The 22,073-nt window shown below is 73.7% G+C and carries 19 protein-coding genes; 17 read left to right on the forward strand and 2 right to left on the reverse strand.

Annotation, left to right across the window (positions count from 1 at the left end; genetic code table 11):
* Positions 1–159: 159 nt before the first annotated feature.
* From ACWCYY_RS26140 to ACWCYY_RS26220, 17 genes are all read left to right on the forward strand, one after another.
* A complete protein-coding gene (locus ACWCYY_RS26140; protein ID WP_345289679.1) occupies positions 160–1,485 on the forward strand; it encodes a lanthionine synthetase C family protein in 1,326 nt (441 codons plus the stop codon).
* Positions 1,486–1,571: 86 nt separating this feature from the next.
* The gene (locus ACWCYY_RS26145) at positions 1,572–4,058 is read left to right on the forward strand and encodes a patatin-like protein (protein ID WP_449797421.1); all 2,487 of its coding nucleotides are present in this window, start codon (positions 1,572–1,574) and stop codon (positions 4,056–4,058) included.
* A 124-nt stretch (positions 4,059–4,182) separates the two neighbouring features.
* Entirely contained in the window at positions 4,183–5,010 is an 828-nt protein-coding gene (locus ACWCYY_RS26150) for an isocitrate lyase/PEP mutase family protein (RefSeq protein ID WP_449797422.1), read from the forward strand.
* 220 nt (positions 5,011–5,230) lie between these two features.
* Positions 5,231–6,466, forward strand: coding sequence for an MFS transporter (locus ACWCYY_RS26155; RefSeq protein ID WP_449797423.1), 1,236 nt, complete (start codon positions 5,231–5,233; stop codon positions 6,464–6,466).
* Positions 6,467–6,569: 103 nt separating this feature from the next.
* Positions 6,570–8,048 (forward strand): XRE family transcriptional regulator, encoded by a 1,479-nt coding sequence (locus tag ACWCYY_RS26160; RefSeq protein ID WP_449797424.1) that lies wholly within the window; start codon positions 6,570–6,572, stop codon positions 8,046–8,048.
* 107 nt (positions 8,049–8,155) lie between these two features.
* A complete protein-coding gene (locus ACWCYY_RS26165; protein WP_449797425.1) occupies positions 8,156–8,677 on the forward strand; it encodes a hypothetical protein in 522 nt (173 codons plus the stop codon).
* Between the two features lie 190 nt (positions 8,678–8,867).
* Entirely contained in the window at positions 8,868–10,154 is a 1,287-nt protein-coding gene (locus ACWCYY_RS26170; RefSeq protein ID WP_345289672.1) for a lysine N(6)-hydroxylase/L-ornithine N(5)-oxygenase family protein, read from the forward strand.
* Positions 10,154–10,558: a cupin domain-containing protein gene (locus ACWCYY_RS26175; RefSeq protein ID WP_345289671.1), complete on the forward strand. Its 405-nt coding sequence runs from the start codon at positions 10,154–10,156 to the stop codon at positions 10,556–10,558. The genes ACWCYY_RS26170 and ACWCYY_RS26175 overlap by 1 nt, the downstream gene beginning before the upstream one ends.
* Positions 10,555–12,123, forward strand: a complete 1,569-nt coding sequence (locus tag ACWCYY_RS26180) for a class I tRNA ligase family protein (protein ID WP_449797426.1) — start codon at positions 10,555–10,557, stop codon at positions 12,121–12,123. The genes ACWCYY_RS26175 and ACWCYY_RS26180 overlap by 4 nt, the downstream gene beginning before the upstream one ends.
* Before the next feature lies 1 nt (position 12,124).
* Positions 12,125–13,222 carry an NAD(P)/FAD-dependent oxidoreductase gene (locus ACWCYY_RS26185; protein WP_449797427.1) on the forward strand — a complete coding sequence of 366 codons (1,098 nt, stop codon included), beginning with the start codon at positions 12,125–12,127 and terminating at the stop codon, positions 13,220–13,222.
* Complete coding sequence (locus tag ACWCYY_RS26190) at positions 13,219–14,535, forward strand: ATP-grasp domain-containing protein (protein WP_449797428.1); 1,317 nt, start codon at positions 13,219–13,221, stop codon at positions 14,533–14,535. The genes ACWCYY_RS26185 and ACWCYY_RS26190 overlap by 4 nt, the downstream gene beginning before the upstream one ends.
* Entirely contained in the window at positions 14,532–14,906 is a 375-nt protein-coding gene (locus tag ACWCYY_RS26195; protein ID WP_345289666.1) for a hypothetical protein, read from the forward strand. Before ACWCYY_RS26190 ends, ACWCYY_RS26195 begins: the two co-directional genes overlap by 4 nt.
* Positions 14,899–16,263, forward strand: coding sequence for an FAD-binding oxidoreductase (locus tag ACWCYY_RS26200; RefSeq protein ID WP_345289665.1), 1,365 nt, complete (start codon positions 14,899–14,901; stop codon positions 16,261–16,263). The genes ACWCYY_RS26195 and ACWCYY_RS26200 overlap by 8 nt, the downstream gene beginning before the upstream one ends.
* 24 nt (positions 16,264–16,287) lie before the next feature.
* Positions 16,288–16,803 carry a flavin reductase family protein gene (locus ACWCYY_RS26205; RefSeq protein WP_345289664.1) on the forward strand — a complete coding sequence of 172 codons (516 nt, stop codon included), beginning with the start codon at positions 16,288–16,290 and terminating at the stop codon, positions 16,801–16,803.
* A gap of 1 nt (position 16,804) precedes the next feature.
* Positions 16,805–18,079 carry an acyl-CoA dehydrogenase family protein gene (locus ACWCYY_RS26210; protein WP_449797429.1) on the forward strand — a complete coding sequence of 425 codons (1,275 nt, stop codon included), beginning with the start codon at positions 16,805–16,807 and terminating at the stop codon, positions 18,077–18,079.
* A 37-nt stretch (positions 18,080–18,116) separates the two neighbouring features.
* Entirely contained in the window at positions 18,117–18,980 is an 864-nt protein-coding gene (ddaH, locus tag ACWCYY_RS26215) for a dimethylargininase (RefSeq protein WP_449797430.1), read from the forward strand.
* Positions 18,981–19,014: 34 nt separating this feature from the next.
* The gene (locus ACWCYY_RS26220) at positions 19,015–20,262 is read left to right on the forward strand and encodes an ATP-grasp domain-containing protein (protein WP_449797431.1); all 1,248 of its coding nucleotides are present in this window, start codon (positions 19,015–19,017) and stop codon (positions 20,260–20,262) included.
* A 64-nt stretch (positions 20,263–20,326) separates the two neighbouring features.
* On the opposite strand, the gene ACWCYY_RS26225 is transcribed toward ACWCYY_RS26220, so the two are convergent.
* Positions 20,327–20,668, reverse strand: coding sequence for a hypothetical protein (locus tag ACWCYY_RS26225; RefSeq protein ID WP_449797432.1), 342 nt, complete (start codon positions 20,666–20,668; stop codon positions 20,327–20,329).
* 94 nt (positions 20,669–20,762) lie between these two features.
* Positions 20,763–22,031: a cytochrome P450 gene (locus ACWCYY_RS26230; RefSeq protein WP_449797516.1), complete on the reverse strand. Its 1,269-nt coding sequence runs from the start codon at positions 22,029–22,031 to the stop codon at positions 20,763–20,765.
* Positions 22,032–22,073: the final 42 nt, after the last annotated feature.

A 22,073-nucleotide genomic window follows, 5' to 3' on the forward strand; every position in this document is an offset into this window, starting at 1 on the left:
GACACGGGCCGTGTCCGCCGCGCGCTCCGCGCCGCCCCGCCCCGGCCCTCGCGCGCCTCGCACTTCGTGCCGCGCTGCCCCGGCCGTGCCCGCGCCGCGCCGCACGGCGGTTCCGCTCGGCCTCGCTCCGGATCCCAACTCCCTCGGAAGGAAAGCCCGATGACCACTCCTGACCGTGCCGATCTGCGCGAGCGGGCCGGGGCCGTGTCGGCGGCCGTGCTCGACCGGCTGGCCGATCCGGTGGCGACCGCCGCCGCGACGGCGATCCCGGACGAGGCGGCGGAGGGCGGACGGGGGGAGAACGTCTGGGCCGAGCTGACCCTGGGGAGCGGGAGCCCCGGGCTGGCCATCGCGTTCAGTGGCGGGGCCTGGCCGGCCGAGGCGCGCGCCGCCCGGGCGCACGCGTACCTGGGGCAGGCGACCAGGGCGGTCGCGGAGGGCGGCACGGTGGCCAGCGGGATCTTCAAGGGGCCGGGAGCGCTGGCCTTCGCGGTGCTGCTGGCGCACCGGGCCACCGGCGGCTACGTCTCCGCACTGCACCGACTCGACGACTACCAGCGGGAGTTGGTCCGCACCGCGCTGCCCGCCGTGACCGACGCCCCGCTCACCACCATCGGCCACTACGAGGTGGTCCGCGGCATGACCGGGGTCGGCCGGTACCTGCTGGCCCGGGCGGAGGTCTGTCGGCCGGAGCTGGAGGCGGTGCTCGGCTACCTGATCGGGCTCTCCCTCGGCGAGGTGGAGCACCGAGGCCACCGGGTGCCGCGCTGGTGGTCGCTGGACGCGCCCCGGACCGGCTCCGAGGCCGAGTTCCCCGACGGTCACCTCAACCTCGGCATCTCGCACGGCGTGGCCGGCCCGCTCGCGCTGCTCGCACTGGCCTGGCGGCAGGGCGTACGGCTGCCCGGCCAGGCGGAGGCGATCGAGGCGGACGCCGCGCTGCTGGCCCGATGGGCGGTCCGCGACGCCCGGGGGCCGTACTGGCCGCCGCACCTGACGCTGCGCCAGTACCTGGCCGGCCCCGAGGCCTTCGACGCCCCGCCCGGCTGGCCGTCCTGGTGCTACGGCGCCCCGGGCGTCTCCCGCGCCGTCCAGCTCGCCGGCCTGGCCCTCGACCGCCCCGAATGGACCGGCCTGGCCCGCCGCTCGGTGGAGCGCCTGCTCACCACACCCCTGGACACCTGGGGCCTGCACGACCACGCCCTCTGCCACGGCTGGGCCGGGGCCCTGCACCAACTCGGCCGCCTGAACGAGGAGTTCGGCGAGGAGCGGATCGAACGCGTCCGCGACCAGCTGGCCGCCCGCCTGATCTCCTCCTTCGACCCCGCCCTCCCCTTCGGCTACCGCTTCACCATGACCAAGGCCGACTACGGCAGCGACGTCTCCGGCTACCTGGACGGCGCGGCCGGCGTCGCCCTCGCCCTGGACTCCTACGCCACCCGGGGCACGGACTCGGGCTGGGACATGCCGCTGCTGCTCTCTTGACCCGATCGGATGAAGAATCCGTTCCGATGCGAAGGACACGCCTGCCGTACGGTGCGGGCGGTCAAGTGCCGCTCTAGCGTGCCAACGTGGCAGATGACCGATCCGTCAGGCACGAGACCCGCCTCGCCCTGGTCCTCAACGGCGGAGTCAGCCTCGCCGTCTGGATGGGCGGCGTCGCCCATGAGCTCGACCTGCTCCGGCACGCCACCAGCGGCGCGGCCGAGGACACCGTCCGCGCCGAGGACCAGCCGGTGTTCCGGATCTGGAAGCGGCTGGCGGAGGCCGCCCGGACGCGGGTGGTGATCGACGTGGTGGCCGGCTCCTCCGCCGGAGGCATCAACGGGATGATGCTGGCCACCGCGCTCGGCCGGGGTGCCCGGCTGCCGTACCTGCGCGAGGTCTGGGACGAGTCGGCCTCGCTCGGCAAGCTGTTGGAGCCCCGCTCGCCCAACAGCGTGCTCAGCGGTGAGGCCTTCGAGGCCAAGGTGACCGAGGCGGTGAACCGGATCGGGCTCGGCGCGGACTGCACCCAGACCCCGGTCACCCTCTACCTGCCCGCCACCTCGGTCGACGGCAGGTCCCGCTCCTACCTGGACGGCTTCGGCAACCAGTTCGAGGTGCACGACCACCGGCGGCTGTACTGCTTCCGGCACGACGCCAGGGCCGTCGACTACGTACGGCAGGACGGCGCCTGGAAGTTCGTCACCTCCGGGCGGATGGACTTCCGGGCCGAGAACGACGCGGCGCTGGTGCAGGCCGCCCGCGCCACCGGCAGCTTCCCCGTGGCCTTCCCGCCGGTGAGCGAGTACCCGCTGCTGGACTTCCGGGTCCATCCGCGGGCGGCCCTGGACGACCCCGCGAGCGACGTGATGGACGCCGGGGTGCTCAACAACGCCCCCTTCAGCCCCGTCCTGGAGACGATCTCCCACCGGACCTTCGAGAATCCGGTGCGGCGCGTGGTGATCTACGTGGTGCCCTCCTCGGGCGTCAGCGGGCGCACCGACCAGGAGCGGCCCCCGCGGGACTCGCCGTGGCGGCGGACGGCGGTCAGTGCGGCCCGGTACCCGCAGGAGGTCGACTTCCGCAGCAGCACCGAGGACCTGTGCAACCGCCTGGCCAACAGCACCCGGGACATCCAGCTGGACCTCTTCGAACGCGTCCACCCCAACCGGGAGTTGGCCGAGGACCTCCGGTCGATCGCGAAGCGCCTCCTCGGCGAGTACCGCCGCACCCGCGCCCGGGCCGTTCTCTTCGAGGTGCGTCGGCGGCTCGCCAACGAGCAGGCGGAGGTCTCGCTGGTCGTGACGCCGGAGGCGGACGCGGAGCGGATCGACCGGATCATCAACCGCGCGCCGGGGCGCCACCGGGAGTTCGGGGCGGCTCCGGAGGCGGAGTCGGGGCAGGTGCCGAACTGGGTGCCGGGCAGCGGCCCGGAGGCGATCGACAACCCGTTCGGTGACGAGTGGCGCTGGGGACTGGCGGCGGCCGAGCGGGTGCTGCAGGCCCTGAGCACCCGACTGCACACCCAGCTCCGGGAGTTCGACCGGGCCCAGGACTCCGTGCGCCCCGGACTGCTCAAGGACCCCGAGGACCGCGCCCGAGTCCTGGACAGCCTCGCCACGGGGGCCCGGCAGGTGACCGACCGCCTGCGGGAGATGCTGGCCGTCCAGCAGACCTACCTCACGGAACTGCGCCGACGGAGCTCGGAGCGGGAGCTGGCCGACGAGGAGACGGCCGACCTGATCCACCGGGTCTTCGAGGAGCTGGACATCCCGAGGCAGCTGCTCAGGCTGATCCGGCAGGCGGCGCTCGACTACACCACGGCCCTCGCCGGAGCCGGTGAGCCGAGCCCGTACACCGCCGAGGAGACGGTCTCCCTCTGCCTGGCGATCGAGGTGGTCACCCGTGCCTACGCGCCACCGTGGAAGCTGCTGGACCCGCTCATGCCGGAGTTCGAGTTCCTCCGGCTGGGCCCGGACAAGATGAGCCGGCTCTTCAACGAGCAGCAGTACGCGGCGCTCGGTGACCGCAAGCTCTACGGCATCCGATTCCAGCACTTCGCCGCCTTCTTCAACAGCGAGTGGCGCCACAACGACTTCGCCTGGGGACGCCTGGACGCGGTCCACCACCTGCTGCACCTCTTCCAGCGCACCGAGGACGAGGAGTTCCGCCAGGTCGAACGGGAGTTGCACGAGGCCGTCCTGCGCGCGGAGGCACCGGACGGTACGGAGCCCCGGCAGTGGATGCTGGACCACCTCGCCGAGCTCCGCGAGTCGACCGACAACGCGCTCTTGCACAAGGCCACCTCCTCCGACGGCGGACGGAAGGTCGTCGCGAAGCTCGGCGACTCGGTCCTGGAGCTGATGGGCCTGACCAGCGGCTGGAAGAGGCGGATCGCCCGGCGCTTCTTCAGCCTTTCGTTCACCCTCTTCAGCACCCGGAAGGGCATGACTCCGGCTCGTGCGGCACAGCGGGCGTTCGGCCTCATGTTCGGATCGGCGGTGGTGGTGGTCGGTTGGGTGTTCTGGACGCTGTTGGTGACCGTGTTCTTCCTCGCCAAGCGTTCCTGGTGAGCGTCGAGCACAGACAGCCGGTGGAAGCAATCGAACGTGATGGAGTGCGTTCGCCTGTGTTGACCGTCACATGACCGCCTCGGGACGATATCGCCCAAATGCTCCAGGGAGAGGTGTGTTCATCGTGACGGATAGTCAGCAGTCCAGGGCCGTCGTGCTGCGGGAGTTGCACAAGGACGGCGTGCTGGTGCTGCCGAACGCCTGGGACGCCGGAAGTGCGGCGTTGATCGCGCGGGCGGGGGTCAAGGCGATCGCCACCACCAGCGGCGGGGTGTCGTGGTCGCAGGGGAAGCCGGACCAGCAGGCGCTGAGCCGGGACGAGATGGTGGAGCAGGTGCGCCGGATCGCCGCGGCGGTGGAGCTGCCGGTGACGGCGGACGTCGAGGGTGGGTACGGGCCCGCGCCGGAGGACGTGGCGGCCACCGTGGAGGCGGTGATCGCGGCCGGTGCGGTCGGGATCAACCTGGAGGACTCCAAGCCGGACTTCACGCTGTTCTCCGCCGAGGAGCAGGCCGAGCGGATCCGGGCGGCCCGCGCGGCGGCCGAGCGGGCCGGGCTGCCGGAGCTGGTGGTGAACCTGCGCACCGACGTGTTCCTGTTCGGGATCGGCGAGGAGGCGGGCCGCGCGGACGACGTGCTGGCCCGGGCCGCCGTCTACGCCGAGGCGGGGGCGGACGGCCTCTTCGTGCCGGGGCTGCTGGACCTCGCGGTGATCGCGGAGCTGGTCGAGGGCCAGCCGCTGCCGGTCAACGTGATGGCCGGGCCGGGGGCGCCGACGGTGGCCGAGTTCGAGGCCGCCGGGGTCCGCCGGGTGAGCGTGGGCACCGCTGTGGCGCAGGCCGCGTACACCCTGGCGCAGCGCGCGGCCGAGGAGCTGGTGACCCACGGCAGCTACAACGAGCTGGCCGGGGCGCTGGACTTCGGCACGGTGAACGGCGCCTTCAGCCGCTGACCCGGCTGACGGTCGGCCGGCGACCGGCCGGCGGTCCGGTGGACGACCGGGTTGGATGAGGGGGGTTGATCGGCCGGGTTGATCGGCCGGGCCGGTCAACGCTGTCGGTCAATCGCCGACTCCGCTGCAATGACCGGAAGTTGAGGCGGGCGGGCGGCCAGGGAGCCGCCCGCCCGCGCACCACATCCGAGCACAGCCGGCAGGGAGCGAGGACGAGCCAGTGACCACCACGGCCGAGAGCGGCACGACGAAACCGGCACCACCCCCACCGGGGGTGTTCGCCACCCTGCGGCAGACGCCGGTCTCCGTCCGGTACCTGCTGGGCGGTGTCCTGATCAACCAGATGGGCGCCTTCGTCCAGACCTTCCTGGTGCTCTACCTGACGGCCCGTGGGTTGTCGGTCGGGCACGCCGGACTGGCCCTGACCGCCTACAGCGTCGGAGCGGTGCTCGGCACCATCCTGGGCGGCGAACTGGTCCAGCGGTACGGCCCCAGGGCCACCATCACCGGGGCGATGGCCACCTCGGCGGTGATCCTGGTGCTGATCCCGACCCTCAGCGGCGCGGGCCGGTTCCCGCTGCTGCTGGTGGCCGTGGCGCTGGCCGGCCTGGCCACCCAGAGCTACCGCCCGGCGGCCTCGGTGCTGCTGAGCGACCTGATCCCGGCCGAGCACCGGGTGATGGGCTTCTCGATGATGCGGATCGCCCTGAACGGCGGCGCCGCGCTCAGCCCGCTGATCGCGGCCGGGCTGATCCTGCTCGACTGGGACCTGCTGTTCTACCTGGACGCGGGCACCGCCCTGGTGTACGCGCTGCTCGCGCTCACCCTGCTGCCCAAGGTGGCGGCACCGGTGGACGACGAGGAGGAGGAGAAGGGGCCGAAGGGCGGCTACGGCACGCTGCTGCGCGACCGCAAGTACCTGGCCTTCCTGGCCTCGGTGCTGCTGGGCTCGGTGATCTACGTCCAGTACACCGTGGCGCTGCCGCTGAAGATCAGCTCCGAGGGGCACCCGACAGCGCTCTACAGCACGGTGCTGACCGCCTCCTCGGTGATCCTGATCAGCTGCGAGCTCAAGCTCACCAGCTACGTGAAGCGCTGGCCGCCGTACCTGGCGGGCGGCGTCGGCACCGCGCTGATGGCCCTCGGGGTGGCCGGGTACGGCCTGCCGTTCGGCTCCGCGGTGACGATCGTGCTCTGCACGGTGGTGTTCGTGTTCGGCGTGATGATCAGCGGGCCGACCATGTTCGCCCACCCGGCCACCTACCCGGCGGCAGTGAAGGCCCGTTACATCGCGGCGCACCAGGCCGGGTTCGGGGTCGGGCTGGCGCTCGGCCCGACCCTGGGGGTGCTCGCCTGGAGCACGCTCGGGAACGGGATCTGGTGGGTCTGCGGGGTCGTCGGCCTGGTGGCCGCGCTCTGCGCCCACCTGGGCATGCGGGGGGCGAACGCCACCTGACGCACCGACACACGGGGGAGTGGACCGCGGGGAGACACCCGGCGGTCCACTCCCCCGTGTGCGTACTTCCTCCTTGATCAGGACGAGGGAAGGGGATGGGCACATGGGGAGACCCGAGAGACCGGTGGACGCCTCGGGCGGAGCGGTGGCCGAGTTCGCCGACCGGCTCCGCCGTCTGCGTACCGAGGCGGGCAGCCCGACCTACCGGGACATGGCGCGCACCGCCATGTACTCCGCCTCGGTGCTCTCCAGCGCGGCGAACGGCCACCGCCTGCCCACCCTCCAGGTCGCGCTGGCCTACGTCGCCGCCTGCGGCGGCGAGCGGGAGGAGTGGCGGCGGCGCTGGCTGGAGGCTGCGGCGCGGGGCGGCGTCCCGGTGATCGGCAGCCGGCCGGCGGCACCCACCGACGCGGCGCACGAGGCCGGCGGCGCCTCCGGGTTGACCTCGTGGATGAACGGCCGGGCGCCCGGGCGGGAGCGTACCGACCTGCCCGGAACGGGCGCGGAGGAGGCCGCGGACGCGAGCCCGTACGTGCTGCCGGTGGCCCCGGACCACGCGGCGCCGCCCGGCGGCCCCTCCGTGCCCGTCCAACTCCCGCTCCGCCCGCACGGGTTGGTCGGGCGCGAGGCCGAGCTCGGACGGCTCGGCGGCCCCGGCGGGAGCCCGGTGGTGATCAGCGGGCCGGTCGGGGTCGGCAAGAGCGGGCTGGCGCTGCGGCACGCGCACGACCTGGCCCCCGCCATGGTGGACGGTCAGCTCTACGCCGACCTCGGGCCGCTGGCCGAGCAGGACTACGACCTGTCCGGACTGCTCGGCTCCTTCCTGGCCGCGCTCGGCGTCGAGTGGCCGCGGGTCCCCGTCGCGGCCGACCAACGCGCGGCGCTCTACCGCTCGTTGATCGCCCGCCGCCGGGTGCTGGTGCTGTTGGAGAACGTGCACTGCGAGCGCCAGGTCCGGCCGCTGCTCACCGACAGCGCGACCAGCACCACCCTGGTCGTCAGCCGCTCCGCCCTGCTCGGCCTGCGCGACGTCCGGCGGCTGCGACTGGACCCGCTGGACCGCGCCGAGTCGCTGCGCCTGATCGCCGCCGTGCTGCCGGAGCGGGCCGGGGCCGATCCGGTTGCCGCCGACCGGCTGGCCGAGCTCTGCGGCGACCTCCCGCTGGCCCTGGACATCGCCACCCGCAAACTGCTGCCCCGCCCCGAGCTGCCGCTGCGCTGGGCGGTGGCCCGGCTGGCCGAACCGGCCGCGCTGCTGGACTGGTTGGCCGTCGGGGACCTCTCCATGCGGGAGTCGCTCAACTCCGCCCACCTCGCCCTCGGCGCCGCCGCGGCCGAACTGCTCGACCGGCTGGCCCGGATCCCGGTGCGCGAACTGTGGGCCCAGGAGCCGCTGCTGGCGGAGCACGAGGAGCCGGTGCAGGAGCTGGTGGAGGCCGGCGTGCTCCGGCACGGCGAACGCCCCGGCGGCCACCGCCTCGACCCACTGGTCCGCGCCTTCGTCCTGGACCGCGACCCGGCGCACAACCTGCTGCCCCGCCGCACCCGCCCCTTCCCGCAGATCCGCCCGGCGTCGGGTTAGCGGCCGTACTACGCTGGCTCAGATCTGACGGGTCGTCATGTCGCTCTCGGTGGAGGCCTTCTGTGCCCGGAGCGCCGCGACGACGGAACGGGCGGGAGGGGCCGGTCATGGTGTGGTCTGGGAAGTCGGTGCGGAAGGGCTCGCCGCCGGGGGTGCTGGGGCTGGTGCTCCTGGTCGCGCTGAGCGGCTGTGCGGGGAGCACCGGCGGGTCCGCGCAGGCCGAACCGACGAAACCGGCGCTGGACGTCTGCGCGTTGGCGACGAAGGAGGAGGTCGGGGCGCTCCTCGGGCAGGTGGTCGAGGGGCAGCGGGACGACACCCCCTTGCCCAGCCTCACGCAGTGCAGCTACCGGTACGCCGAGAAGGGCCGGTTCGTCATCGTCAACCTGCTGCCGTACGAGGTCAGCCAGGCCACCAAGCCGGGGACGCCGGTGCCCGGCGTGGGTGACCTGGCCCTGTACGACCAGGCGAAGATCGGTGCCCACCTGTACGTGCGCAAGGGCTCGGTGAACTTCGCCGTCAACTACGCCTTCGACCCGCTCGCCGACAAGGGGGTGCCCGACGAGAGCTCCGCCCGGATCCGCACCGGCCTCGTCACGCTGGCCACCGCGATCGCGTCGAGGCTCTGAGCGGGCACGAGGCGCCGCCGGCCGATCAACTCCCGCTCCGGCGGGGTTGATCGGCGCTCCCGGACAAGGCTGCCGACCAATTCCGCCCCTCGCTTCACTCGTCCCAACGAACCGCCCGGACACCGGACGGCGGTTCACCCCAACCGCTTCCCCACGGGCGGCGGGACGAGCAGTGAGGTGGTGACAGAGCATGACCGACCACGAGGTCGAGGTGCTGGCGATCGGCGCCGGGCCCTCCAACCTGGCGCTGGCCGTGGCGATCGAGGAGTCCGGCTCGGCCGGGCTGGCCTCCGGCACCCTCATCCTGGAGCAGCACCCGGACGTGAAGTGGCAGCGCAACCTGCTGCTGCCGTTCGCCCGCAGCCAGGTCTCCTTCCTCAAGGACCTGGTCACCCTCCGCAACCCGCAGAGCCGCTTCTCCTTCCTGGCCTTCCTCCACCAGCAGGGCCGGCTGGACGAGTTCGTCAACCTCGGCACCTTCAACCCCTACCGCCGCGAACTCTCCGACTACCTGGAGTGGGTGGCGAACTCCCTGGACCACGTCCGGGTGCGGCACAACGCCGCGGCCACCTCCGTCGCGCCGCGCCTGGCCGACGACGGCACGGTGGCCGGCTGGCGGGTCACGCTGGCCGACGGCGACACGGTGGACGCCCGTGACCTGGTGGTCGGCACCGGCCGGGACGCCCACGTGCCCGAGGTCTTCGCCGGCCTGCCGGCCGACCGGGTGATCCACAGCTCCCAGTACGCCACCCGGATAGCCCGCCACCCGGTGGACCGGCCGGCCAGGGTGGTGGTGATAGGCGCCGCGCAGAGCGCCGCGGAGATGTTCGTCGCGGTCCACGACGACCTGCCGCTGAGCACCCCGACCCTGGTGCACCGCTCGATCGGCCTGATGAACTACCAGACCAGCAAGTTCGTCAACGAGCTCTTCTTCCCGTCCTTCGTCGACGAGTTCCACGACACCGACCCGGGGGCCAGGAAGCAGATCCTGGACGAGCTGCGGCTGACCAACTACGCGGGCCTGGCCGCGCCCTTCCTCGACGACACCTACGCGATGCTCTACCGCCAGAAGCTCGACGGCACCCCGCGCTCCACCGTCCGTCCGATGACCGAGGTGGTGGCCGCCCGCGAGGAGGACGGCGAGGTGGTGCTGGAGCTGCGCGACCGCCGCACCGGCAAGGTCGAGCCGCTCCGCTGCGACCTGGTGCTGCTCGGCACCGGCTACGACCAGCGGATGCCCGCGATGGTCCGTCAGCTGGCCGGACGGCTCGGCGTCGAGGAGGTCGAGGTCAACCGCCGCTACCGGGTCGAGCTCGGCACCGGTGCCGGACGCGGCGGCCTCTACCTCCAGGGCTTCAACGAGGCCACCCACGGGATCTCCGACTCGCTGCTCAGCGTGCTGGCCCAGCGCTCCCACGAGATCACCACCGACCTGCTCGACCGGCGCAGCGTCGCCGCCACGATCGGAGGCAACTGATGGAGCCGGAGATCCGCAGACTGGACCGGGCCAACCTGACCCCGGCCTACGGCATCGAGGGCGAGCGGCTCAAGCCCTGGGCCCCGCTCAACTCCCCGTTCGAGGGCGCCTGGTGCGTGGTCAGAGCGGGCGGCGCCTCCGATCCGCACAGCCACCACGAGTACGAGATCTTCATCGCGCTCAGCGGGGACGGCGCCCTGGAGGTGGACGGGGCGGAGCGCGAGTTCAAGGCGGGCGACATCGTCCACCTGCCGCCGGGCTCCACCCACCGGGTGGTCAACCGCTCGGACGCCGACTTCGAGTACTACGGCATCTGGTGGGACGCCCCGATGGCGGCCGACTTCCTGGCCCGTCACCTGGGAGCCGCGGCAGGGGCGGACGCCGGGGCGGGGGCGGCGTCGTGACGGCCGGTCAGCGGCACGGCCGGATCGCCGTGGTCTCGCCCGCGCCGACCGCCAACGGCGACCTGCACCTCGGCCACCTGGCCGGGCCCTTCCTGGCCGCCGACGTCTTCACCCGCCACCAGCGGGCCGCCGGCCGCGAGGCCGTGCTCGGCACCGGCGCCCAGGACACCTCCACCTTCGTGGTCACCACCGCCCGCCGCCTGGGCACCGAGCCCGAGCACCTGGTGGCCGACTCCACCGCCAGGATCGAGGCCACCCTGGCCGCCCTCGGCATCGCGGTGGACGGCTTCAGCCGGGACGAGGAGCGCTTCACCAAACTGGTGCTGGACTTCCACGGCCGCCTGCACGCGGCCGGGAAGCTGGAGTTGAAGCCGGTGCGCTTCCCCTACCGGCCGAGCACCGGCGAGTACCTGGTCGACGGTTTCGTGAAGGGCGGCTGCCCGGTCTGCCTCACCGAGGGCTGCGCCGGGCTCTGCGAGAGCTGCGGCCACCCGCTGGCGGCCGGGGACCTGATCGACCCGCGCTCCACCGAGGACCCGCAGGAGGAGCTGGAGCTGCGCGAACTCCCGGTGCTGGTGCTGCCGTTGGAGCAGTACCGGGAGCGGCTGCGGGAGTACTTCGAGCGGACCGGCGCCGCCCTGCGCCCGCACATGGCGCAGGCCGTCCGGGAGATGCTGGCCGCCCCGCTGCCGGACTTCCCGGTGACCTATCCGGGGGCCTGGGGCATCCCCGCACCGTTCCCCGAGGTGCCCGGTCAGGTGATCAACCCGAACGCGGAGACCATGGCCTGGTCGATGTACACCACCGCGCTCGGCGCCGAGCGGCGGGGCGAAGTGCTGCAGGCCGACGACCAGTTGTGGTGGCCGGAGGCGGGGACGGAGGTGGTCTACTTCCTCGGCTTCGACAACACCTTCCCGTTCGCCGTCGCGGGCGTGGCCATGCTGATGGCGCTGGAGGGCCGCTACGCGCTGCCCGCGCGCTTCGTCACCAACGAGTTCTACGAGCTGGACCACCAGAAGTTCTCCACCAGCCGGGGCCACCTGGTCTGGGGGCAGGAGCTGGCCGACCGGCTGCCCCGGGACGTCGGCCGCTACCACCTGGCCGCCACCAGCCCCGAGTACCAGCGCACCAACTTCGGCTGGGAGCAGCTGGCCGCCGTCACCGGTGCCCGTCTGGTCGCGCCGTGGAACCGGATCGTCGAGAAGGACGCCGCGCTCGCCGGGCGCACCCTGCCGGTCTCGGCCGCCTCGCGCAGGGCCGCCGACCGGATCACCGCCCGGTTCGCCGCCGCGTACGGCAGCGAGGGCTTCAGCCTCAACCGGGCGGCCGAGACCCTGGCCGAGCAGCTCGGCCGGCTGGACCGCTGGGAGGCGACGGAGCGGCAGGCGGGCGACTTCGCGCACCAGGTGCGCACGGTGCTGCGCTGCGCGGCGCCGGTCCTGGTGGACCTGGCGGCGGAGGCGGTGGCGGGCGGGGCACTGGACTCCCTGGCCGTCGGCGGGCCGGACACCACAACCGAGGTGACGGTCCGTCCGCTGCCGCGGATCCCGGTCGGGGGCGACTGAGGTGGCGGCCGAGAGCCGCCGGGTGCTGGTGGTCGGCGCCGGGGTGACCGGCCTGCTGACCGCGGTGCGGTGCTCCCTGGCCGGCCACCGGGTCACCGTCATCGACCGGGGCGCCATCCCCAATCCCGGCTCCACCTCCTTCGACCAGCACCGGGCCGTCCGCGCGCTGGACCCGTCCGATCCGGCGGCCTCCCGGCGCACCGCCGTCGCCCACCGGCGCTGGCTGGCCCTGGAGGCGATGCTGGGCACCCGGTTCTACCGCCGGGTGGGGATGGTCACGGCCTGGCCGGCGGAGGAGGCGGAGCAGGTCGCGGCGGTGGCCGCCGAGGCCGGGCTGCCGGTCAGCCTGCTGGAACCCGCGCAGCTGCCGCACGTCCGCTTCCCCGAGGGGACGGTGGGCGTGCGGGAGCACCACGGCGGGGTGTTGCTGGCCGACCACGCGCTCCAGGCGGTGGCCCGCTGGCTGGCCGCCCGGACGGACGTCACCCTGATGCCCTGGCAGGAGGTCAAGGCCGTCGACCCGCGGACCGGGGAGGTGCACCTGCCCGACGCCCGCACCCTGACCGGGGACCTGACCCTGATCGCCACCGGCCCGTGGTCCAAGGACCTGGTCGACCTGCCGATGCTGCTGCACCGTCAGACCCTGGTCTACCTCAAGCCGCCCGAGGAGCTCACGGCGGCCTGGGAGCGCACCCCCGGCGTCGGGAGGATCGGCAGCGAGGGCCTGGCCTGGCTGCTGCCGCCCGGCGACGGGACGCTGCTCAAGGTCAGCTCGGCGGCCGTCTGCCGGGAGGCCGAGCTGGCCACCGAGGGCACCCCGGAGGAGGAACTCCGTTGGGCCGAGCAGGTGTTGGCCGAGCCGATCCTCACCGAACCCGACCGCTACCAGGTGCTGGCGGTCAAGCGCTGCCACTACCTGGTGGACGCCGGCACCGGCGCCGCCCACCTGGTCCGGATCGGCCCCGGCACCTGGGCCAGGACGGCCAGCGGGGGCGACGGATTCCGCACCGCCCCCCTGGTCGCCGACCGGATCCTGGCGGCGCTGGAGGAGCCCGAATCCCACGAGAGCCCATCCCCGCACCGAGAGGAGACGCCATGAGCGGTGACGAGGACCGCGTGCTGCTGGTGATCGGCAGCGGTCTGCGGTACTACCGCGAGTACCTGATCGAATCGGCCGCCCGCCGGGCCGCCGAACTCGGCCTGAAACTGGTGCTGGTGAACAACCTGCACCCGACCTGGCAGACCCCGTACTTCGACGAGATCACCGTGGTCAACGTCTTCGACCACGGGCAACTCAAGGCCGCCGCACGGGAGATCGCCGCACGGCGGAGGGTGGAGGGCATCCTCTGCTACGACGAGCCGCTGGTGATGCCCACCGCCGAACTGGCCGCCGAGTTCGGCCTCCCCGGCCTCGGCCTGGCCGGGGTGGTCGGCTGCCGCGACAAGCACACCACCCGCACCCTGCTGACCGCGGCCGGACTCCCGCAGCCCGGCTTCGAGCTGGTCGACACCCCGGAGGCGGCCCGGGCCGCCGCGGCAGCCATCGGCTACCCCGTGGTGGTCAAACCGCGCGCGCTCGGCGCCTCGATGGGCGTCGTCCTGGCGCCGGACGAGGGCCGGTTGGACGAGGCGTACCTGGTCGCCGCCAACGCCGGGATGGTCGGCGACGAGCCGTACCGGGGCGGGGCGATGGTCGAGGGCTACGCCGGCGGGCCGGAGATCAGCGTGGACGGCGTGGTGCAGCGCGGCGAGTACCGCGCGGTGGTGGTCGCCCGCAAGCGGACCGGGCTGCACCCGTACTTCGAGGAGCTCGGCCACCTGGTGGACGCGGACGACCCGCTGCTCCAGGACCAGGTGCTGCTGGACGTGCTGGCCAAGACCCACCAGGTGCTGGGGGTGGAGGACGGCATGACCCACGCCGAGCTCAAGCTCACCCCGTACGGCCCGGTGGTGATCGAGGTCAACGGCCGGCTCGGCGGGGACCTGATCCCCTACCTGGGCAGGCTGGCCACCGGGATCGACCCGGGCGAGGTGCTGGTGGAGACCGCCCTCGGGGTGCGCTCCGACCTGACCCCGCGTCACCGGGGCGTGGCCGGCATCCGCTTCGGCTACCCGGCCGAGGACTGCACGGTTCGGGAGGTGCGGATGCCGGGTGCGCTGCCGGGGCTGGCCAGGGCCGAGCCGATGGTCTCCCCGGGCACCGAGCTGCGGCTGCCGCCCGGTGGCTACCTGGCCCGGCACTCCTTCGTGGTCTGCACGGCGGACGGCCCCGAGGAGTGCGAGGAGCGGCTGGAGGCCGCCCTGGCCGCCGTGGAGCTGGACGCCGAGCCGCTGGCCGGGAAGGGGATCGACGCGGTGCTGGAGATGCCGGCCGGCCTGCTGGACACCGACGCGGTGGAGGCGCGGTCATGAGGATCGACTACGACGGACGGCAGTTCCGCAAGCTGGAGTCCGCGGACGGGGTGGTGGCCCGCTACCACCAGGAGGACGACCTGGTCTGGGCCGACTTCGCCGGCGGCCCGGTCCGCCGGGGCAACGTGGCCGGGGTCTGCGGGCCGGACGGCGTCCTGGAGCTGGCCTACACGATGGTGCTGGACGACGGCGAGGTGATCGCCGGACGGACCGTCAACACCCCCTACACCGGCCCGGGCGGGGACCTGCTGATCCGCGAGGAGTGGGAGCGCTACGGCCCGCACGCGCAGAGCGGCACCTCCTTCCTGACCGAGGTCACCGGTGCCGGCGGGAACCCGGGCGGAGCGGACGGGGGCGAGGACGATGCCTGACTGGGAGGCACTGCGGGCCCGGGTGGACGGAGCGGTCCGGCTGCCCGGCGAGGAGGGCTTCGAGGAGCGCAGCTCCGCCTTCAACCGCCGCTACGCCGAGGTGGTCCCCGCCGGGGTGCTCTCGGTCGGCAGCGTCGCCGACGTGGCCCGGGGCATCGCCTGGGCCCGCGCCGAGGGGCTGCCGGTGGTGGCCCGCGGCGGCGGGCACGGCTACTCGGGCCGGGGCACCACCGCCGGCGGCCTGGTGCTCGACCTCCAGGGGCTGGACACCGTCCGGGTGGACCGGGAGCGGGAGTTGGTGACCGTAGGCGGGGGAGTGCGCTCCGGCGAGCTCTACGCCGAGCTCCAGCGCCACGACCTGGCGGTGCCGCTCGGCAACTCCGACCAGGTCGGCATCGGCGGCCTGACCCTGGGCGGCGGCGTGGCCGCCGTCTCCCGGGCCTTCGGGCTCACCTGCGACTCCCTGGTGGAGACCGAACTGGTGCTGGCCGACGGCTCCTTGGTGCGGTGCAACGAGACCGAGCACCCCGACCTGTTCTGGGCCTGCAAGGGCGGGGGCGGCGGCACCTTCGGGGTCAACACCTCCTTCACCTTCCAGGCCCGCCCCACCGTGCCCAGCTCCACCTGCCTGCTGCTCTGGCCGCTGGCGGACGCGCCGGTGGTGCTGACGGTGATGCAGCGGATCATGGCCGCCGCGCCGGACGAGTTCGCCGCCCGGATCGGGGTCAACCGCACGGGGGCGGACGGCGGTTCGGTCTCCGTGATCGGCCAGCACCTGGGCCCGGCGAGCGAGCTGCGCGAGCTGCTCGCGCCGGTGCTGGCCGCCGCCGAACCGGAGCGGGCGGTGGTGGAGGACATGGGGTACTGGGAGGCGAAGGACTTCCTGCACCACGAGACCTCCGGGGACCCGTTCGCGGTCCGCACCAGGACGGTGACCGAGCCGATCGGGCGGGCCGCCATCGACACCGTGCTGACGGCGCTGCAGAAGTGGCCCGGCAGCGGGAACCCGGACGGGGCCGGCGTGGCCCTGTTCACCTGGGGCGGGGCGATCAACCGGGTGCCGGTCACCGAGACCGCCTTCCCGCACCGGGACGTGCTCTTCCTGGTCTCCATGGACACCTCCTGGAGCCCCGAGGACCCGGAGGAGCTGCGGCGGGCCAACCTCGACTGGCTCACCGACCTGCACGCCGCGATGGGCGAACACGCCCGGGACGCCTCCTACCTCAACTTCGCCGACCCCGACCTGCCCCCCGGCCAGGCCCTGGCCGCCTACCACGGCCCCAACCTGGCCCGCCTCCAGGAGGTCAAGCGCCGCTACGACCCCGACCGGGTCTTCACCCACCCCCAGGCCGTCTGAGACGACGGGAGAGGAGCACCCGCCATGTCACCCGATCTGCGCGGCGTGATGCGCGACTTCGCCACCGGGGTCTGCGTCGCGACCACCTACGCCGACCGCGACGGCACCCGCCGCCACGACGCGGTGACGCTCAACTCGCTGACCTCGGTCTCGCTCGACCCCCCGCTGGTCTCGCTCTCGCTGCACCGCGAGTCCCGCTTCCTGGGCGACCTGCTCCAGACCAAGAAGTGGGCGGTGGCGATCCTGGACGGCGAGGCCGAGCCGCTGGCCCGCTCGCTGGCCCGGGGCCGCCCGGAGCGGCAGGCGGTGGTGGCCGGCCTGGCCGCCAGGCCGGGGAGCGAGACCGGCGCCCTGCTCCTGGACGCGATGGCCGGTCTGGAGTGCGTCCTGCGGGACAGCTTCGAGATCGGCGACCACACGATGGTGATCGGCGAGGTGGTCGCCACCGCCGGTGGCGACCACCGCCCGCCCCTGCTCTTCCTGCACGGCGGCTTCCGGCAGCTGCCGCCCGCACCCCCCTCCGCCGCGAAGGAGTCCTGAGATGCCCCACCCGACGCCGATCGCCGCCCCGGCCCCCGCGGCCGTCGCCCGGCCGGCCGGTCCTGTACCCGTTCCCGCCGCCCCGGCGCCCGTCCCGGCGGAGGTGCCCAACACCGCCGCCGACATCCTGGCCGCCGCACGGGAGTTGGCCCCCTGGCTGCGCGAGCGCGGCGAGCAGATCGAGCGGGCCCGACGCCTTCCCCCCGAGGTGGTCGAGGCCGTCCGTGCCACCGGTGCCTTCCGAATGGGCTTCGCCCGCTCCTGGGGCGGCCCCGAGCTCAGCTCCATCGAGCAGACCGAGGTGGTCGAGGCCCTCGCCTACGGAGACCCCTCGGCCGGCTGGGCGGCCATGATCGGCATGGACTCCGGCCTCTACGCGGCCTTCCTGGACGAGGCGGTGGCCAAGGAGATGTTCCCCCGCCTGGACATGACCACCGCCGGGCTGCTCTTCCCCACCGGCCGGGCCGAGCGGGTCCCGGGAGGCTACCGCCTCAGCGGGCGCTGGCAGTTCGGCAGCGGCATCACCCACGCCGACTGGGTGATCTCCGGCGCCTTCGTCTTCGAGGACGGCGCCCCCTACCCCGCCGAGGGGGCACAGGACTCGATCCTGCTGATGGTCCCCGCCGCCCAGGTCGAGGTCATCGACACCTGGCACACCACCGGCCTGGCCGGCAGCGGCAGTTGCGACTACGCCATCGAGGAGGTGTTCGTCCCCGAGGGCCGCACCCTCACCTTCGACACCGTCCGGGGCGCGGCCGGCCCGCTGGCCCAGCCCGAGGTGCACATGCGCAACATGCCCGGCGTCCCGCTCGGCACCGCCCGCGCCGCCCTCGACTGGGTGCGCGCCCAGGTGGCCGCCAAGTCCGGCCCCGGCGGCTCCGGTTGGGCCGACAACTGGCGGATGCAGGTCACCCTCGCCGAGTGCGAGGCCGACTTCCACGCCACCCGCCAGGGCGTCTACGGCGCGCTGCGCCGCCAGTGGGAGGTGCTCTCCGCCCCCGGCGGCACCCTGGACGACCTGACCCCCGAGGAGCGGGCCGCCCTGCCGCTCTCCCGGCTGCACGCCTTCCGCACCGCCCGCTCCATCCTGACCCGGCTCTACGACCTGATGCAGACCGCCTCGGTCTACCGGCCCAACCCGCTCGACCGCTGGCTGCGCGACACCATGACGATGTGTCAGCACGTGGTGGCGCAGGACAAGATCCTGCAGTCCGCCGGTGCGCACCTGCTCGGCAGCCGGCCCGGGTTCCCGCTCAGCCTCGGCATCACCAGCTGAACCCTTCCCCCCCACGTCTGCGAGAGGACCCGCCGCCATGACCGAGCTGCTCACCCCCGTCGCCCGCGCCGCCACCAGCCAGGCCGCGCGGATGCCGCGCCGGGCCAGACTGCGCCACTTCCTGATGTGCCGTCCGGACTTCTTCGACGTCACCTACTCCATCAACCCCTGGATGAACCCGGCCAAGCCCACGTCCAACACCCTGGCCGTGGCCCAGTGGGAGGTGCTGCACAACCTGCTGGTCTCGCTCGGCCACCACGTCCAGACCATCGCCCCGGACCCGGCCCTGCCCGACATGGTCTTCGCCGCCAACGGCGCCACCGTGGTCGACGACAAGGTGCTCGTCGCCCGCTTCCGGCACGCCGAGCGGGACGGCGAATCCGCCCACTACGTCGAGTGGTTCCGCTCCCAGGGCTTCGCCGAGGTGGTCCAGGCGGAGTACGCCAACGAGGGGGAGGGGGACTACCTCACCACCGGCCGCGCCATCCTGGCCGGCAACGGCTTCCGCTCCGACCCGCGCTCGCAGGCCGAGGCCGCCGAGCTGTTCGGCCGCCCGGTGGTCGGCCTCCAGCTGGTCGACCCGCGCTTCTACCACCTGGACACCGCGCTGGCCGTGCTCGACCAGGACGAGGTGATGTACTACCCGGCCGCGTTCAGCGAGGAGAGCCGGGCCGTGCTGCGTGCCCTCTTCCCGGACGCGGTGATCGCCACCGAGGCCGACGCCGTGGTCTTCGGCCTCAACGCCGTCTCCGACGGGCTCAACGTGATCCTCCCCGAGGCCGCCACCGGGTTGGCCGCCCAGCTGCGCGAGCGCGGCTTCCGCACCCACGGGGTCGATCTCACCGAGCTGTTGAAGGCCGGCGGCAGCGCCAAGTGCTGCACCCTCGAACTCCGCCACTGACCAACCCGTCCGCACGCCCTCGAAGGAGAACCCGATGACCTCGCAGCAGCCCTGGATCATCGTCGGCTACGTCAACGTCCTCCCGGTGGTGAAGGAGTTCGCCCCCGGCTCGGTGATCGTCATCGACGAGCCGGACGTGATCCGCAACCGCGATCTGAAGTCCGCCCTGGACGGTGCCGTGATGCTCCGCGAGCTGATCGGGTGGGAGTACCAACTCCCCGGTGCGGCCGACGAGTTTTTCGCCACCTATCCCGACCTCGACCCCGCGCTGATCGCCCCGCTGCTGGAGTACGCCACGCCGTTCGCGGCCCGGCTGGCCGAGCGCTACGGCCTGCCGGGCGCCGGGGCCGGCGCCGCCCAGGTGATGCGGGACAAGGCGCTGCTGCGCAAGGTCACCAGGGCCGCCGGGATCGCCAACCCGGCCTCCCAGGAGGTCGGTTCGGCCGAGCAGGTGCGGGAGTTCGCCGCCGCCCACCCCGGCTCCCTGGTGCTCAAGCCCGCCAACCGGCAGGCCTCGGTGGGTACCCGGGTGCTGCACTCGCTGGACGGCCTGGAGTCGGTCTGGCAGGACTGCCTCACCCAGGACGAGGGCTACCTGGTGCCCGACCGTGAGCGCGAGCTGCGGATGCTGGTCGAACAGTACGTGCGGGGCGAGGAGTTCAGCGTCGAACTGCTGGTCCGCGAGGGCGAGGTGCTGTTCTCCAACGTCACCGGCAAGCTGCTCTACCCCGGCGACCGGCCGATCGAGCTCGGCCACTCCGTCCCGGCGGCGGGCCTCGCGCCCGAGCTCGGGGAGCTGCTGGTCGCCGAGACCGGGAGGGTGCTGCGGGCGGTGGGCTTCGGCAGCGGCATGGTGCACTGCGAGTGGATCGTCAGCGAGGGCGTCCCGTACCTGGTCGAGTGCGCCGGGCGCTTCCCCGGCGACGGCATCCCGATGCTGATCGAGGAGGCCTACCGGATCAACCTGGCGGCGGAGTTCTACACCGTCATGCAGGGCGGGCGGCCCGCCCCCCTGCCGCGGGAGGCGGCCGGCGGTGCGGCGGTGCGCTTCGTCCAGGCCGAGCCCGGCGAGGTGGTCTCCGTCACCGGAGTGGAGGAGGCCCGCGCCCTGCCGGGCGTGCTCTCCCTCTCGCTCCACCTGGAGCCCGGCCAGACGGTCCGTCCGCTGCGCAGCTCCTGGGACCGGGCCGGCTCGGTGATGACCAGGGGCGCCACGCCCGAGGAGGCGCTGGCCAACGCCGCGGCCGTGACCGCCGCGATCACCGTCCGGACGGCCGGCTGATCCGTCGGAGGCCGGTGCCCGATCCCCCCGCCGGGTGGTTGGCACCGGCCTCCGGGCGTGCGGCTCAGAACAGGTCGTCGACGGGGCGCTCGCCCACGACCACCGCCACCACCGAGACCGGCTCCTCCTCGTACGCCCAACTGGCCGGGTCGGCCAGTACGGTGGGGACCTCCTCCACCGGCACGTCCCGCCCGTCCGTCAGCCAGTGCGGCCAGGCGCCGCCCTGCCGCAGCCGGACGTAGCCCTCCCGGGTCCAGTCCGTGATCAGCGCGGTGAAGAGCGGGACGTAGGAGTCACGCTCCTCGTCCTCCTCGGTCTCCGCCCGGTCGGCCAGCACCGCCCAGAGCTCGGTGCCCTCACGGGCGTTGACGAGCAGACACTCCTCGTCCCGGGTCAGCGCACGCACCGCCGGGGCCTCCTCACTCGCCGGTCCGGCGCAGGGTCTCCGTCGTCTCCACGGCGGATCGTACCCGAAGCCTCCCTGGTGCGGACGGGGTGGTTCAGGCTCCCGCCGCCGGGGTGAGGGTGGCGAGGACGGGGCCGTCGGGGCGGACGGTGATGCTGTAGGAGGCGCCGGACGGGGGGTCGTGGAGGGTCGTCGTCCAGGCGGGGAGCAGGAGTTCGAGCAGGGCGGCGGTCTCGCGGAGGGCGAACTGGGTGCCGAGGCAGGCGCGGGCGCCGAGGCCGAAGGGGAGGTAGGCGCCGAGTTCGGCGGGGCGGCGGCCCGGGGTGGTGAAGCGGGCGGGGTCGAAGCGTTCGGGGTCGGGCCAGCGGGACGGGTCGCGGTGGGTGAGGTAGGGACAGACCAGGACGTCGGTGCCGGCCTCGATCCGGTGGCCGCCGAGCACGTCGGGCTCCAGGGCGTGGCGGGGGAGCAGCCAGGCGGAGGGGTAGAGGCGCAGGGTCTCGTGGACCAGGGCGAGCACCGCCTCGCGGCGCTGCGGCGAGCCCTCCACGCCGGCGGCCAGTGCGGCCTCCCGGGCGCCGGGGTGACGGTCCAGCAGCAGGAACAGCCAGGTGAGGGTGGTCGCGGTGGTCTCGTGCCCGGCCACCAGCAGGGTGACCAGCTCGTCGCGGATCAGCCGGTCCGGGTAGCCGTGGCCCTCCTCGGTGAGCAGGGCCAGCAGCCCCGGGCCGTCCGGCCCGGCCGGGCCCGAGCGGGCGGCCTCGATGGCGCGCTCGGCGATCAGGTCGATCCGGGCCAGCTCCCCGGCCACCGCCGCCGCGGCGTCCGAGGCGTCGGCCGGCAGCTCCGGCATCCGGGCCACCACCGTGGCCACGGCGCCGAGTTCGCGGTCGGTGGCGTCGTCCAGCGGATGGCCGGTGAGGGCGCGCCAGATGGTGTCGAGCGCGTAGCGACGCATCTCGTCGCCGAGGTCCACCACCGCGCCCTCGGCCGCCGAGCGGGCCCAGCGCCCGGCGGCGGTGCGTGCCGCGGCGGCGATCCGCCGCTCGTAGCGGCGCATCCCGGTGCCGGTGAACTGGCCCTGCAGCAGCTTCCGTTGGCGCTTCCAGGCCTCCCCGGTGGCGGCCAGCACACCGTCGCCGATCAGCATCCTGGCCCGGTGCGAGCGCTTCACGTAGCGCTCCGGATGGTGTGCCAGCACGTGCTGCACCTCGGCCGGCCCGGTCACCAGCACCGTCGGCCGGTCCCCGACCGGCACCCCTGCCACCGGCCCCACCTCGTCCCGGGCGGCGGCCAGGAGCTCCACCAGCTCCCCGCCCCGGGCCCGCCAGGCGGCCGCCACCGCCGGGTCCAGCCGGGGCATGGGAGGTGCTGCGGTCACTGCTTCCGTGGACACCGGTCCGCT

The sequence above is a fragment of the Kitasatospora sp. NPDC001664 genome (assembly GCF_053596675.1).